Source organism: Pantoea sp. AN62 (genome assembly GCF_050432985.1).
Lineage (GTDB): Bacteria > Pseudomonadota > Gammaproteobacteria > Enterobacterales > Enterobacteriaceae > Pantoea > Pantoea brenneri.
This window is the reverse complement of sequence record NZ_JBNPYB010000008.1, coordinates 1-14,734: the sequence shown is the minus strand read 5'-3', so window position 1 is coordinate 14,734 and position 14,734 is coordinate 1. Positions and strand designations below refer to the sequence as shown.

The following is a 14,734-nucleotide window of genomic DNA, read 5'->3' as shown; positions in this document are numbered from 1 at the left end:
CTGCGGATGAAATCGCCGCTTTGGCGCGGCTCTACTTATCCTGTTTGCCTTTTTCCATTATAATGACCGCCATTTTTGCGACAGCATCGCATCAGGTTACGCGGCCGGATGCTGTCAGCTGCAGCGGCGAAGTTAAAAGGATAGTGTTATGCGTACAGAATATTGCGGACAGCTCAATCTGTCTCATGTGGGTCAGCAAGTCACTCTTTGCGGCTGGGTAAACCGCCGTCGCGATCTGGGAAGCCTGATTTTTATCGATATGCGCGACCGTGAAGGCATCGTGCAGGTATTTTTTGATCCCGATCGTCAGGACGCGTTTAAGCTGGCTTCTGAACTGCGTAACGAATTCTGTATCCAGATTACCGGTACCGTGCGTGCCCGTGACGATAAGAATAAAAACAGCGAAATGGCGACCGGCGAAGTCGAAGTGTTTGCCCATGCGCTGAACATCATCAACCGTTCTGAGCCGCTGCCGCTGGATGCTAACCAGAACAACAGCGAAGAAGCGCGCCTGAAGTACCGCTATCTGGACCTGCGTCGTCCTGAGATGGTGACCCGCCTGAAAACCCGCGCGAAAATCACCAGCTTCGTGCGCCGTTTTATGGACGATGAAGGCTTCCTCGATATCGAAACCCCGATGCTGACCAAAGCCACGCCGGAAGGCGCGCGCGACTATCTGGTGCCAAGCCGGGTTCATAAAGGCAAGTTCTATGCGCTGCCCCAGTCGCCACAGCTGTTCAAACAGCTGCTGATGATGTCGGGCTTCGATCGCTACTACCAGATTGTTAAATGCTTCCGTGACGAAGATTTGCGCGCCGACCGTCAGCCGGAATTTACCCAGATCGACGTTGAAACCTCCTTCATGACCGCGCCGCAGGTGCGTGAGGTGATGGAGCGTTTAATCCGTAATCTGTGGCAGGCGGTACAGGGTGTGGATCTCGGTGAGTTCCCGCAGATGACCTTTGCCGAAGCGATGCACCGGTACGGCTCCGATAAGCCCGACCTGCGTAACCCGATGGAGCTGGTGGACGTTGGCGACCTGCTGAAAAATGTCGAATTCCAGGTCTTCGCGGGTCCGGCGAACGATGCCAAAGGCCGCGTGGCGGCACTGCGTGTGCCAGCTGGCGCGCAGCTGAGCCGTAAGCAGATTGATGAATACGGCAAATTCGTTGAGATTTATGGCGCCAAAGGTCTGGCGTGGATGAAAGTCAACGTGCGTGCTGATGGACTGGAGGGGGTGCAGAGTCCGGTCGCGAAGTTCCTCAACGCAGAGATCGTCGAAGGCATTCTGAGCCGCACCGGCGCGCAGGATGGCGACATCATCTTCTTTGGTGCCGATCGCGCCAAAGTGGTGGCCGATGCGCTGGGTGCACTGCGTCTCAAAGTGGGCCGCGATCTGAGCATCACCGATGAGAAAGCCTGGGCTCCGCTGTGGGTGATCGACTTCCCGATGTTTGAAGAGGACGAAGAGGGCGGCCTGGCGGCGATGCACCATCCGTTCACCGCGCCGAAAGAGATGAGCGCCGATGAGCTGGCCGCCGATCCGACCCGTGCAGTGGCTAACGCCTATGACATGGTGATCAACGGCTATGAAGTCGGCGGCGGCTCGGTGCGTATCCATAACGGCAAAATGCAGCAGACGGTGTTCAGCATTCTGGGTATTGAAGAGCATGAGCAGCGCGAGAAGTTTGGCTTCCTGCTGGATGCGCTGAAGTTCGGTACGCCGCCGCACGCGGGCCTGGCATTTGGTCTGGATCGTCTGACCATGCTGCTGACCGGTACCGATAACATTCGTGACGTGATTGCGTTCCCGAAAACCACCGCTGCGGCCTGCCTGATGACCGAAGCCCCAAGCGAAGCGAATCCCGCCTCGCTGCTGGAGCTGGGCATTCAGGTGGTAAAAAAAGAAAAGCCTGAGACTAAATAATGGGCTATAAACATCCGGTTTCAGTGCTGGTGGTCATTGTGGCGCGCGACACTGGCCGGGTGTTAATGCTGCAGCGGCAGGACGATCCGGCCTTCTGGCAGTCGGTAACCGGCAGCCTGGAGGCGGATGAAACGCCGCTGGCCGCTGCCCGGCGTGAAGTGGGCGAGGAGTTGGGCATTGACGTGCTGGCGGAACGGCTGGAGGTGGAAGATTGTCAGCGTCAGATCGACTTTGAAATCTTTCCGCACTATCGCCATCGCTACGCACCCGGTGTCACCCATAATCACGAACACTGGTTCCGGCTGCGGTTGCCAGCAGAGCGGGCAATTGCACTGACCGAGCATCTGGCGTTTCGCTGGCTGGCACCGGCAGAAGCGGCTGCGCTCACCAAGTCCTGGAGTAATCGCCAGGCGATTGAAGAATTTACCTGAATCGCTGCTGCCGCGCATTTTTCCGGCGGCGAATCGATTAAATTTATGAATCTGGTGAGTTTTAACAGGACTACACCAACGTATTGAACAGTCAGGCGTACCCGGTGCCGTGAGGTTGTTCACCGCCAGCGCGACGTAGCCAGCGTACTGTGTACGTGAGTTGCGAGCCGGCCAGCGGGACAATCCCGGCGGCAGGATAGCCTGCACCATGCTAAGTTCGGAGAAAAAGTAACATGGCAGGACATAGTAAGTGGGCAAATACCAAGCACCGTAAAGCGGCACAGGACGCGAAGCGGGGCAAAATTTTCACCAAGATCATTCGTGAACTGGTGACGGCGGCCAAACTGGGCGGCGGCGATCCGGGCTCGAACCCACGCCTGCGTGCCGCAATGGACAAAGCGCTCTCCAACAACATGACGCGTGAAACCATGGATCGCGCCATCGCGCGCGGCGTCGGCGGTGATGACAACGCCAACATGGAAACCATCATCTATGAAGGCTACGGTCCGGGCGGCTCTGCCATCATGATCGAGTGCCTGAGCGACAACCGCAACCGTACCGTGGGCGAAGTGCGTCACGCCTTCACCAAAACCGGCGGAAACCTCGGTACTGACGGCTCTGTTGCCTACCTGTTCAGCAAAAAAGGGGTGATCTCCTATGCGCCGGGTCAGGATGAAGATGCGGTGATGGAAGCTGCGCTGGAAGCCGGAGCTGAAGATGTGGTCAGCTACGACGATGGCGCGATTGACGTTTTCACCGCCTGGGAAGAGATGGGCGCGGTGCGTGATGCGCTGGAAGCGGTCGGCCTGAAAGCGGATACCGCTGAAGTGTCGATGATCCCGTCTACTAAAGCGGAAATGGATGCGGAAACGGCACCGAAACTGCTGCGTCTGATCGACATGCTGGAAGATTGCGACGATGTGCAGGAGGTTTATCACAACGGTGAGATCTCCGACGAGGTGGCGGAAACGCTGTAATGGCGCTGACCCGCACCTCCTTAACCGGGGAGGCTTAATGTCGATTATTCTGGGTATCGATCCCGGTTCGCGCATCACCGGTTATGGTGTCATTCGTCAGACCGGCCGCCAGCTCACCTATCTGGGCAGCGGCTGTATCCGCACTAATACCACTGAGTTGCCCGCCCGTCTGAAGTTAATTTATGCGGGCGTCTGCGAGATCATCACCCAGTTTTCGCCCGATTACTTCGCCATCGAACAGGTGTTCATGGCGAAGAACGCGGATTCTGCGCTGAAACTGGGCCAGGCACGTGGCGCGGCCATTGTCGCCGCGGTCAATCACGATCTGCCGGTGTTTGAGTACGCCGCGCGTCAGGTTAAACAGACGGTAGTCGGGATTGGCAGCGCCGAAAAAAGCCAGGTGCAGCACATGGTGCGCACCCTGCTGAAGCTGCCCGCCAACCCGCAGGCCGATGCTGCCGATGCGCTGGCAATCGCCATTACTCATTGCCACGTGTCGCAGAATGCCGCACGGATGAGCGACAGCAAGCTGGTGCTGACCCGCGGGCGTTTACGTTCAGGTTAGCCGCGCGGTTGCCGGCACACGCACAGGCTGGATATTCATCCAGCCTTTTTTATGTTATAAAATCCGCCACATTGGTTGGTTAAGGAAGCATTCAGGTGATAGGTCGTTTACGGGGCAATATTCTGGAAAAGCAGCCGCCGCTGGTGCTGCTTGAGGCACACGGCGTAGGGTATGAAGTCCATATGCCAATGACCTGTTTTTATGAACTGCCTGAACTGAATCACGAAGCGGTGATTTTTACCCACTTCGTGGTGCGCGAAGATGCGCAGCTGCTGTTCGGCTTCAACAGCAAGCAGGAACGTGCGCTGTTTCGTGAGTTGATTAAGGTGAATGGCGTCGGCCCGAAACTGGCGTTAGCGATCCTCTCTGGCATGTCGGCGCAGCAGTTCGTTACTGCGGTCGAGAAAGAGGAGATTGCCTCGCTGGTGAAACTGCCGGGCGTAGGCAAGAAGACCGCTGAGCGTCTGGTGGTCGAGATGAAGGACCGCTTCAAGGGGATGCACGGCGATCTGTTTGGCGGCGATTCCGCCTTTACGCTTACCACGCCGAATGCCGAACCGGAAACCAACGATGCCGAAGCCGAAGCGGTTGCAGCGCTGGTGTCGCTGGGTTATAAACCGCAGGAAGCCAGTCGTATGATCAGTAAAGTCGGTCGACCGGATGCGGATTGCGAAACGCTGATCCGCGAAGCGCTACGCGCCGCCATTTGAGGTAAGTCATGATAGAAGCCGACCGCCTGGTCTCTGCTGTAAGCGTTAACGAAGAAGAGAGTCTCGATCGCGCCATTCGCCCGAAAATGCTGACCGAGTATGTCGGCCAGCCGCAGGTGCGTGAGCAGATGGAGATTTTCATCAAGGCAGCGCAGCTGCGCGGCGATGCACTCGATCATCTGCTGATTTTTGGTCCGCCGGGGCTTGGCAAAACCACCCTGGCGAACATCGTCGCCAATGAAATGGGGGTTAATCTGCGCACCACCTCTGGCCCGGTGCTGGAGAAAGCCGGTGACCTGGCGGCGATGCTGACCAACCTTGAACCGCATGACGTCCTGTTTATCGATGAAATTCACCGCCTGTCGCCGGTGGTAGAGGAAGTTCTCTACCCGGCGATGGAAGATTATCAGCTGGATATCATGATTGGTGAAGGTCCGGCTGCCCGTTCAATTAAGCTCGATCTGCCGCCGTTTACCCTGATTGGTGCCACCACCCGCGCCGGTTCACTCACTTCGCCGTTACGCGATCGCTTCGGCATTGTGCAGCGGCTGGAGTTCTATCAGGTGAAAGATCTGCAGCACATTGTTGGCCGCAGTGCCGCCTGTCTGGGGCTGGCGCTGAGCGACGAGGGCGCGTTAGAGATCGCCCGTCGCGCACGCGGTACGCCGCGTATCGCCAACCGTCTGCTGCGCCGGGTGCGGGATTTTGCCGAAGTGCGGGCTAACGGTGAGCTGAGCGGCGAGGTTTCCTCCAGCGCACTCGATATGCTGAACGTCGACAGCGAAGGGTTCGATTATATGGACCGCAAGCTGCTGCTGGCGATTATCGATAAGTTCATGGGCGGACCCGTCGGACTGGATAACCTGGCTGCCGCGATTGGCGAAGAGCGTGAAACGATTGAAGATGTGATCGAGCCGTTTTTGATCCAGCAGGGATTCATTCAGCGCACACCGCGCGGCCGGATGGCCACGCAGCATGCTTATCGTCATTTTGGCATTACCCGCGAGGTCTGATCAGACCGCCGGTTTGCGCGCCATGCTGATAATAAACAGGATCGCGGCGCTCAGTACCACCGACGGACCGGCGGGCGTGTCGTAGAAGGCGGAGAAGGTCAGGCCGCCGGTAACAGCCAGCACGCCGATAATCACCGCCACGCCAGCCATTCCCTCGGGTGAACGGACAAAACGTCGGGCGGTGGCGGCCGGGATGATCAGCAGCGAGGTAATAATCAACGCGCCGACAAACTTCATTGCCACCCCGATAGTCAGCGCGGTCACCAGCATCAGAATCAGGCGGGTTCGCTGAATATTGACGCCATCCACCTGCGCCAGTTCCGGGCTAATGGTCATCGACAGCAGCGAACGCCACTGCCACGCCATCACCAGTAACACCACCACCACGCCGCCGCCCATCATCCACAGATCGTCCGGCGTCACCGCCAGCAAATCACCAAACAGATAGGCCATCAGGTCGACGCGCACGTTCTTCATCAGGCTGACCACCACCAGACCCAGCGACAGCGCGCTGTGCGCCATGATGCCGAGCAGGGTATCGATCGCCAGATGCGGACGTCGTTCCAGCCATACCAGCCCGAGAGCCAGACAGACCGTCACCAGGATCACGGCATAATAAGGATTAACGTTGAACAGCAGGCCAAACGCGACGCCGAGCAGCGAGGCATGGGCCAGCGTATCGCCGAAGTAGGACATTTTGCGCCAGACGACAAACGACCCCAGCGGGCCCGCAGCCAGCGCTAACATCACGCCGCCTAGCCAGCCCGGTAATAACAACTCAATCATGATGAACCCTGTCCTTTGCGTAAAACGATTCGTCCCTGCAGGTCGTGACGGTGATTATGATGATGACGATAAATGGCCAGTTGTTGTGCGCCGCGCGGACCGAACATCGCGATAAACTCGGGATGTTGCGATACCGCTTCCGGGGTCCCGGAGCAGCAGATGTGGTGATTAAGGCATAGCACCTCATCGGTTTTGGCCATCACCAGGTGCAGATCGTGGGAGACCATCAACACGCCACAGTTCAGTTCATGACGCAGCTGGTCGATGAGATCGTACAGCGCCACCTGGCCATTGACGTCAACCCCCTGAGTCGGCTCGTCGAGCACCAGTAACTGGGGCTGGTTGAGCAGGGCGCGCGCCAGTAACACCCGCTGGGTTTCACCACCGGAGAGTTTTTGCAGTGGCGCATTGAGCAGGTGACCGGCCTGAACACGTTTCAGGGCTGGCAGGATCTCTGCGCTTTTACTGCCACGCGACAGGCGCATAAAGCGTTCCACCGTGACCGGCAGCGTCGGGTCGATGTGCAGTTTCTGCGGCACATAGCCAATACGCAGGGCCGGATCACGCCTGAGCGTGCCGCTGGTCGGCGCGAGCAGACCCAGCACCACACGCACCAGGGTCGACTTACCCGCACCGTTTGGTCCCAGCAACGTCAGAATGCGCCCCGGCTGCAGCGCCAGACTGACGCCAGACAGCACGTTGCGCTGGTCAAATTTGATCGAAACGTTTTCGAGTGTAACAAGTGAGGTCATAGTATTTACAGGTTGCACAGAATTTCGAATGTTATAATATCACATCCCACACCCAGGTCACGATGGAATGACGCATAATGTTACATATTAAAAAGGGCGCACTTTTCGCCTTAACTGCTTTCTCCGTTACAGCTTCTTTAACCTTTTCTGCGCAGGCAAATGTGGTCGCTTCACTCAAGCCGGTGGGTTTTATCGCGGCAGCGATTGCCGATGGGGTGACGCCGGTTGATGTGCTGTTGCCAGACGGCGCCTCAGAGCACGATTACGCCCTGCGTCCATCCGATGCAAAACGCTTAAAAAACGCGGACTTAGTGGTATGGGTCGGGCCTGAAATGGAAGCCTTTATGGCGAAGTCTGCGGCTGAGCTGCCGGCGAAAAAAAATCTGGCAATCGTCGATATCAATGGGGTGAAACCGCTATTGATTAGCGGTGGTGAAGATGAAGATGAACACACAGCGGAAAAATCCGAACAGCCGGACGCCGATGCCCATCATCATCATCACGGCGAGTTTAATATGCACCTGTGGATGTCGCCGGAGATCGCACGCAAAACCGCGGTTGCAATCCATGAAAAATTATTGGAACTTATGCCGCAAGATAAAGCCAAACTTGACGCCAACCTCCAGCAGTTTGAGGTAACTTTGGCGGACACGGACAAACGCGTTAACGCACAACTCGCACCGGTCAGAAATCAAGGATATTTCGTTTTTCACGACGCTTACACGTACTTTGAAAAACACTACGGTCTCTCGCCCACCGGGCATTTTACCGTCAACCCTGAGATTCAGCCGGGCGCCCAGCGTTTACACCAGATACGAACACAGTTGGTTGAGCAGAAGGCGGTATGCGTCTTTGCTGAGCCACAATTCAGGCCAGCAGTCATCGATGCTGTCGCCCGCGGAACGCAGGTGCGTAAAGGCACGCTCGATCCGCTGGGAACAGACATCAGCTTAGCTAAAGATAGCTATGTGAAATTCCTCTCACAGCTGTCGAGCCAGTATGCAAGCTGCCTGAATGGAGCATGAGGAATAGGTAAAAGTGCAGCAGATAGCCCGCTCTGTCGCCCTCGCATTTAATAATTTGCCGCGCCCCCACCGCGTTATGCTGGGATCGTTAACTGTTATTACTCTGGCCGTCGCCGTCTGGCGGCCTTACGTCTACCACCCCACCGATGATGTGACGCCTATCGTCAAAACTATCGAGCTGGATAAAAATGAACTCCGCACCCTGCTGCCGGAAGCCAGTGAGCCGATTGATCAGAGCACACCGGAACCGGATGAAGAGCTGCCGGCAGATGAGGATGATACTGGCGTGCCTGACACGCCGGGCGTCCACGAATATACCGTCTCCTCTGGTGATACGCTGAGCAGTGCGCTGAATCAGTATGGCATCGACATCAGTGACATCAATTCGCTGGTGGTCAGCGATCGGGATTTACGTAACCTGCAGGTCGGACAGCAGCTGAGCTGGACGCTGGCCGATGATGGCAGCCTGAAAACCCTGAGCTGGGAGATTTCCCGTCGCGAAACCCGCACCTATGAGCGCACCGATAAAGGTGGCTTTAAAATGGCAGCGGAGATGCAGAAGGGCGAATGGCGTAACAGCGTTCTGCAGGGCGAAGTGCGCGGCAGTTTTGCCGCCAGCGCCCAGCGGGCCGGGTTAACCAGTGCGGAAGCCAGCGGCGTGATTAAGGCGCTACAGTGGCAGATGGATTTCCGTAAGCTGCGGGCCGGCGACCAGTTCAGCGTCTTAATGTCGCGTGAAATGCTCGACGGTAAAAGTGCCCAGAGCCAGCTGCTCGGGGTGCGCCTGCGCAGCGGCGGCAAAGACTATTACGCCTTCCGCGCCGAAGACGGTAAGTTCTACGATCGCAACGGCTCCGGCCTGGCGCGCGGCTTTATGCGCTTCCCGACGGTGAAGCAGTATCGCGTCTCCTCTAACTTCAATCCGCGCCGTCTGAACCCGGTAACCGGACGCATTGCGCCGCATAAAGGCGTCGACTTTGCGCTGCCGATCGGCACGCCGGTACTGGCGGTGGGCGACGGTGAAATCGTGGTAGCGAAGAATGGCGGGGCGGCCGGTAACTACGTGGCGATCCGTCACGGACGTCAGTACATGACGCGCTACATGCACATGAAAAAAGTGCTGGTGAAGCCGGGCCAGAAAGTGAAGCGTGGCGACCGCATCGGGCTGTCTGGTAATACCGGACGTTCAACCGGGCCGCATCTGCACTTTGAAATCTGGATCAACAATCAGGCGGTCAGCCCGTTAACGGCCAAGCTGCCGCGGATGGAAGGACTGACCGGCAAAGAACGCAGCGAGTATATGGCGCAGGTGAAATCCTGGCTGCCTCAGCTGGGCCTGAAATAAGCGAATTTCGCCAAATCGCGCAGAAACCGACGGCAATCCCGTCGGTTTTTTTATATCTGGCGCACGATGATTGCAAATTTGCCCGTCGTCACTATCATTAGCCGGTCATTGTTTGAGGCGAGTGCATGGAAACCCGAAAAAAAAATAACGCTGAATTTATTCCCGTTTTTGAACGTTCATTTCTCAAACCTAAATACTGGGGAAGCTGGCTGGCGATTGGTGGCCTGGCCGGTATGGCGATGTTACCGCCGAAAGTGCGCGATCCGCTGCTGGGTCGGTTAGGCCGCTTTGCCGGCAAACTGGCGAAAGGTGCCCGTCGACGCGCCCTGATTAACCTTTACTATTGCCTGCCGGAACTGAGTGAATCCCAGCGTGCCACGCTGGTTGATGAGATGTTTGCCACGGCACCGCAGGCGATGGCGATGATGACCGAATTAGTGCTGCGCGATCCGGCGCGAATTCGCCAGCGTGTAGAGTGGCACGGTCGTGAAATAATCGACCAGATGCAGGCGGAGCAGCAGAATGTCATTTTCCTGGTGCCCCACGGCTGGGCGGTGGATATTCCCGCCATGCTGCTGGCGTCGGAAGGACAGAAGATGGCGGCGATGTTTCACAACCAAAGCGATCCGCTGCTGGACTATGCCTGGAACACCGCGCGTCGCCGTTATGGCGGCCGGTTACACGCCCGTAATGACGGCATCAAACCGTTTATCAGCTCGATTCGTCAGGGCTACTGGGGCTACTATCTGCCCGATCAGGATCATGGTGCCGAGCACAGCGAGTTTGTCGACTTCTTCGCTACTTATAAAGCGACGCTGCCGGCGCTGGGTCGTTTGATGAAGCTGTGCCGCGCCCGCGTTGTGCCGCTGTTTCCGGTCTATAACAGCGACACGCATAAGCTGGAAATCTATGTGCGGCCGCCAATGGACGATCTGCTTGACGCGGATGACCATCAGCTGGCGCGCCGGATGAATGAAGAAGTAGAAATTTTCGTGCGCCCGCATCCGGAACAGTACACCTGGATCCTGAAACTGCTGAAAACGCGCAAAGATGGGGATATGGAGCCCTATTCACGTAAAGAGCTCTACCCACGCAAATAGCAACAAGGCCGCGAAAGCGGCCTTTTTTGTGACGTCTGGCGTGGATAGCGGTGAGATCGAGAATGCTCAGGGAACACGGTCAGATCGTACAGAGCAGGCTCAGGGAGTATACGCCCCGCTAAGACGCAAAACCCGCCAGCCATGGCAGGCTCAGCGCGGGCAATGACGTACCTGGTCCCTGAGGTGCGCCCGCAGCGGGCCCACGCTTTGCATTGTTCAAAAACGCTCCCGGCATTGTTGTTCATCGCCCGCTATGCTTCCCGGGCGTCTGCTCCGGTCGCTTAGCGTTTCTCTGCTGGCTGCGTAAGGCAAACCCGTGGTTGCGGCCTTGTTATAACGCTTCCAGCCTGCTGCGCCGTTTGCGTTCCCGCATAAACACTATCACCAGACCAAACCACAGCACGCCGCTGATAAAGTTGATCAGACAGAACCACAACGTACCACCACTGAAATAGCCGCTTTTCGCCAGTTCAATGCCGATTGCCAGCGTCAGAATGCTGATCATCCCCAGCATCGCCGCCACGCTGCCTTTGCCTTCATCACTGGCGTAGAGCGTCAGGCGGTAGAGTCCGGCATTCACCATGCCCGCACCAAAAGCGTACAGGCTGAGACCGGCGGTAATCAGCAGGTAGCCGTGACTGTTGAGCAAACTGGCCAGCAGCGCCAGGCTCAACCCGATCAGAATCGGCCAGGCAGCAAACTTCACCGGCTGTTCAATCGGCACCCGTCCCGCCAGCTTACTCAGTGTCAGATTACCGGCAATCATCGCCAGGAATACCGGCAGCTGCAGCAGCGCGTACTGCATGCGCGACAGCCCTTCGTCATGCATCAGGATCACCGGCGACAGCGCTACCCAGGTCAGGATCGGGATAAACACCAGCCCGATGGCGAACGATCCAGACATCACCAGCCGATCTTTCATCAGTCGCCGGTAGTTACGCGCCAGATTCGGCAGGGCGATGGAATGACTGCGATCGCCGGCAGTTTCCGGCATCACCCGCCACAGCACGACAAAGGCCAGCAGGCTACAGCCGGCGAACAGCCAGAACATACTGCGCCAGCTGCCAACGGTCAGCCACGCCGCGCCCGCCAGCGGACCGGCCAGCGGGGCCAGCAGCGCAACGTTAGCCATCAGCGCCATCATCCTTACCGCCAGCGCTTCATCAAACGCCTCCTGAATCGCGGCATAGCCGACCGCACCGATAAAGCACAGGCTGATGCCCTGCACAAAGCGCAGGCTGACAAACTCCTCAATCGAGCTGACCCAGTGGGTGAGAATGCAGGCGGCGGCAAAAAACAGGATGCCGGAAAGCATCACCGGCCGGCGGCCAAACTTATCAGAGAGCGGACCGAGCAACCACTGCAGCACTACGCCACCAATCAGGTAGGCGGTCAGCGAGGTCGATACCCACTCCGGGCCGACGTCAAATTCCGTGGTGACGATCAGCATGCCGGGCTGGATCATGTCGTGGGCAATATAGGTTGCGAATTCGAACAGGACTAACGCCAGAGGAAACAACAAAATTCGGCCGGTAAGCTGGCTGATGGGGTGAAAACGGGCCATCTGGCCTCCTTGTCAGAAAAGAAAAACGCGACTGGCAGGCAGTCGCGTCTTTTATTCTACACCGGCAATGTCAACCCGGGGGGCAATTAATCCACGCGCAGCACGCGAGTGGTATTGGTGGTGCCGGTGGCGCCCATTACGTCGCCCTGAGTAACGATAACCAGGTCACCTGATACCAGGAAACCCTTATCGCGCAGCAGGTTAACCGCATCGTGTGCGGCGGCCACGCCGTCATTGTTGCTGTCAAAGAACACCGGCGTCACACCGCGATACAGCGCAGTCAGGTTGAGGGTGCGCTCATGACGCGACATGGCAAAAATCGGCAGCCCCGACGTGATACGTGAGGTCATCAGCGGGGTGCGGCCTGATTCGGTCATGGTGATGATGGCGGTTACACCCTGCAGGTGGTTAGCGGCATACATCGACGACATCGCAATCGCCTCTTCGACGTTGTCGAACTGCACGTCCAGACGGTGTTTAGAGACGTTAACGCTGGGGATCTTCTCCGCGCCGAGGCAAACTTTGGCCATCGCCGAGACGGTTTCTGCCGGATACTGACCGGCGGCGGTTTCTGCCGACAGCATTACCGCATCGGTCCCGTCCAGCACCGCGTTCGCCACGTCCATAACTTCCGCGCGGGTCGGCATCGGGTTGGTAATCATCGATTCCATCATCTGGGTGGCGGTGATAATGGTGCGGTTGAGCTGGCGGGCGCGACGAATTAACGCTTTCTGAATGCCGACCAGTTCCGGATCGCCAATCTCTACGCCGAGATCGCCACGCGCTACCATCACCACATCAGAGGCGAGAATAATGTCATCCATCGCTTCCTGACTGGCAACCGCTTCGGCACGTTCAACTTTCGCTACCAGTTTGGCATCGCAACCCGCTTCACGGGCCAGACGGCGGGCATAGTTCATGTCTTCGCCACAGCGTGGGAAGGAGACCGCCAGATAGTCGACCTTAATTTTCGCCGCGGTGATAATGTCCGCTTTGTCTTTTTCCGTCAGCGCTTCAGCCGACAGGCCGCCGCCCAGCTTGTTAATCCCTTTATTATTCGACAGCGGGCCACCGACGGTAACTTCGGTGAACACTTTCATCTCCTGAACTTCCAGCACTTTCAGCTGCACGCGACCATCATCCAGCAGCAGGATGTCGCCCGGCACCACATCTGCCGGCAGGCCTTTATAGTCGATACCGACGCGCTCTTTATCGCCTTCGCCTTTACCGAGGCTGGCATCCAGCAGAAAGCGGTCGCCGATATTGAGGAAAACTTTGCCTTCTTTAAAGGTAGAAACGCGAATTTTTGGACCCTGCAGGTCGCCGAGGATCGCCACATGGCGGCCCAGTTTTGCCGCGATCTCACGGACTTTATCTGCACGAATCTGGTGATCTTCTGGCGTGCCGTGGGAGAAGTTGAGTCGCACAACGTTTGCGCCGGCCGCGATGATTTTTTCGAGGTTATTATCACGATCGGTAGCCGGGCCGAGGGTTGTTACGATCTTGGTTCTTCTGAGACGTCGAGAGGTGGACTTAGTGAGTATGGAAGGGATTGCATGACTATTCATAATGGGCCTTATAGGGTGCTTAAAGTGAATAAAAATGTGAATCCTAATGACTAACTATGCATCTCTCTGTCTACCTATCTGTAATGACCACTTAAGGTAGAGGCTCTATGAGATGACACAAGGGTGACACAAGATGACCCTCACATTATCACAGCTCGCAGTTCCTCAGGTAGTGCGCCGCAAGAGGTCAGGAAGATACTCCATGCGACTCCGTGAAGTCGGTAAGACCTCCTTAATCATCACTATTAGTCTGAAGACAACCGACAGGAGAATAGCTATGGAACGTATGAGAGAACTTGCAGCTACAGCTAAGGCTTTTATGTTAGATAAAATTGAAGCATCACAGGAGGAGCTTAGAGCGCACCTAAAGGATATGGCTGAGCGATTGCTTACTGAGCCTGTAGGGTCCTTTTGGGATGGTCTGTCAGTATCGGTTTTAGAGGATGCTAAAGCAGACCTTAAAGAGTTATCAGTGATTGGTAGATTGACCATTGACCAGCATAGGCACCTTCAGGAGTCCCTGAGAGTCATTGAGGCGGCTCAGAGCAGAGTACATGGTGATGCATCAGGACTGCTTAAAGAGGTCTGTGGTAGTGAGTATCTCATACGAGCTACTAACAGTGATTCCGTAGAGACGCCTGAGGGCTACGTTAAAGCAGTGCATCAGCACGAACCGGAGGCTAATGGTCTTCATATTCCCGCCTTGGAATGGTCCTCATTATCAGCCACCTATCGTAATGAACACATGGTTAACCTTAAGCCAGCATCTCAGGCTGACATTGTGAGCGCCCATAAGACTCTCAACCGGTTCACAGGGTCAATCAACTGGAATACCCATAGCCGCGGTGAGGTGACAGCTATGAGGGACTCAATGATTGACCTGCCCCCAGGATTAGATACAACGCTCACTTAGTAATGTCGGAACCTTCATTTTCAGAATTACCCTTTCTCCAGCCCGCCGCAAATTCAGA

Annotated in this window: 14 protein-coding genes; 10 read left to right on the top strand and 4 right to left on the bottom strand. The window is 56.7% G+C overall.

The genetic code is table 11. From position 1 onward, the window contains the following. Positions 1-148: 148 nt before the first annotated feature. The 6 genes from aspS (at position 149) to ruvB (ending at position 5,623) form a co-directional block, all read left to right on the top strand. Positions 149-1,927: an aspartate--tRNA ligase gene (gene aspS, locus FHW04_RS10920; RefSeq protein ID WP_046288271.1), complete on the top strand. Its 1,779-nt coding sequence runs from the start codon at positions 149-151 to the stop codon at positions 1,925-1,927. Then, the gene (gene nudB, locus FHW04_RS10915) at positions 1,927-2,358 is read left to right on the top strand and encodes a dihydroneopterin triphosphate diphosphatase (RefSeq protein ID WP_031377448.1); all 432 of its coding nucleotides are present in this window, start codon (positions 1,927-1,929) and stop codon (positions 2,356-2,358) included. The genes aspS and nudB overlap by 1 nt, the downstream gene beginning before the upstream one ends. A gap of 233 nt (positions 2,359-2,591) precedes the next feature. Next, entirely contained in the window at positions 2,592-3,335 is a 744-nt protein-coding gene (locus FHW04_RS10910; RefSeq protein ID WP_031377447.1) for a YebC/PmpR family DNA-binding transcriptional regulator, read from the top strand. A 37-nt stretch (positions 3,336-3,372) separates the two neighbouring features. Beyond that, the gene (gene ruvC, locus FHW04_RS10905; protein WP_031377446.1) at positions 3,373-3,900 is read left to right on the top strand and encodes a crossover junction endodeoxyribonuclease RuvC; all 528 of its coding nucleotides are present in this window, start codon (positions 3,373-3,375) and stop codon (positions 3,898-3,900) included. Positions 3,901-3,995: 95 nt separating this feature from the next. Further along, positions 3,996-4,610, top strand: coding sequence for a Holliday junction branch migration protein RuvA (ruvA, locus tag FHW04_RS10900; RefSeq protein ID WP_031377445.1), 615 nt, complete (start codon positions 3,996-3,998; stop codon positions 4,608-4,610). 8 nt (positions 4,611-4,618) lie between these two features. After that, positions 4,619-5,623: a Holliday junction branch migration DNA helicase RuvB gene (ruvB, locus tag FHW04_RS10895; RefSeq protein WP_031377444.1), complete on the top strand. Its 1,005-nt coding sequence runs from the start codon at positions 4,619-4,621 to the stop codon at positions 5,621-5,623. On the opposite strand, the gene znuB is transcribed toward ruvB, so the two are convergent. Together znuB and znuC are read right to left on the bottom strand one after the other, a co-directional pair. Continuing rightward, positions 5,624-6,409 (bottom strand): zinc ABC transporter permease subunit ZnuB, encoded by a 786-nt coding sequence (gene znuB / locus FHW04_RS10890; protein ID WP_089562026.1) that lies wholly within the window; start codon positions 6,407-6,409, stop codon positions 5,624-5,626. It abuts the gene before it with no gap. Then, the gene (gene znuC / locus FHW04_RS10885; protein WP_031377443.1) at positions 6,406-7,161 is read right to left on the bottom strand and encodes a zinc ABC transporter ATP-binding protein ZnuC; all 756 of its coding nucleotides are present in this window, start codon (positions 7,159-7,161) and stop codon (positions 6,406-6,408) included. Before znuC ends, znuB begins: the two co-directional genes overlap by 4 nt. Positions 7,162-7,238: 77 nt before the next feature. Here znuC and znuA point away from each other — a divergent pair, with 77 nt between their 5' ends. From znuA to lpxM, 3 genes are all read left to right on the top strand, one after another. Next, complete coding sequence (gene znuA, locus FHW04_RS10880; protein ID WP_031377442.1) at positions 7,239-8,186, top strand: zinc ABC transporter substrate-binding protein ZnuA; 948 nt, start codon at positions 7,239-7,241, stop codon at positions 8,184-8,186. A gap of 13 nt (positions 8,187-8,199) precedes the next feature. Next, the gene (mepM, locus tag FHW04_RS10875) at positions 8,200-9,531 is read left to right on the top strand and encodes a murein DD-endopeptidase MepM (protein ID WP_089562027.1); all 1,332 of its coding nucleotides are present in this window, start codon (positions 8,200-8,202) and stop codon (positions 9,529-9,531) included. Positions 9,532-9,656: 125 nt separating this feature from the next. Continuing rightward, positions 9,657-10,631 (top strand): lauroyl-Kdo(2)-lipid IV(A) myristoyltransferase, encoded by a 975-nt coding sequence (gene lpxM, locus FHW04_RS10870; protein ID WP_031377440.1) that lies wholly within the window; start codon positions 9,657-9,659, stop codon positions 10,629-10,631. Positions 10,632-10,962: 331 nt separating this feature from the next. Here lpxM and FHW04_RS10865 read toward each other — a convergent pair whose 3' ends face one another. Together FHW04_RS10865 and pyk are read right to left on the bottom strand one after the other, a co-directional pair. Continuing rightward, positions 10,963-12,195 (bottom strand): MFS transporter, encoded by a 1,233-nt coding sequence (locus FHW04_RS10865; protein WP_089562028.1) that lies wholly within the window; start codon positions 12,193-12,195, stop codon positions 10,963-10,965. An 86-nt stretch (positions 12,196-12,281) separates the two neighbouring features. Continuing rightward, positions 12,282-13,763, bottom strand: a complete 1,482-nt coding sequence (gene pyk / locus FHW04_RS10860; RefSeq protein WP_089562029.1) for a pyruvate kinase — start codon at positions 13,761-13,763, stop codon at positions 12,282-12,284. A 133-nt stretch (positions 13,764-13,896) separates the two neighbouring features. Between pyk and FHW04_RS10855 the strand changes: the two genes are divergently transcribed. Next, positions 13,897-14,676: a hypothetical protein gene (locus FHW04_RS10855; RefSeq protein ID WP_143811585.1), complete on the top strand. Its 780-nt coding sequence runs from the start codon at positions 13,897-13,899 to the stop codon at positions 14,674-14,676. Positions 14,677-14,734: the final 58 nt, after the last annotated feature.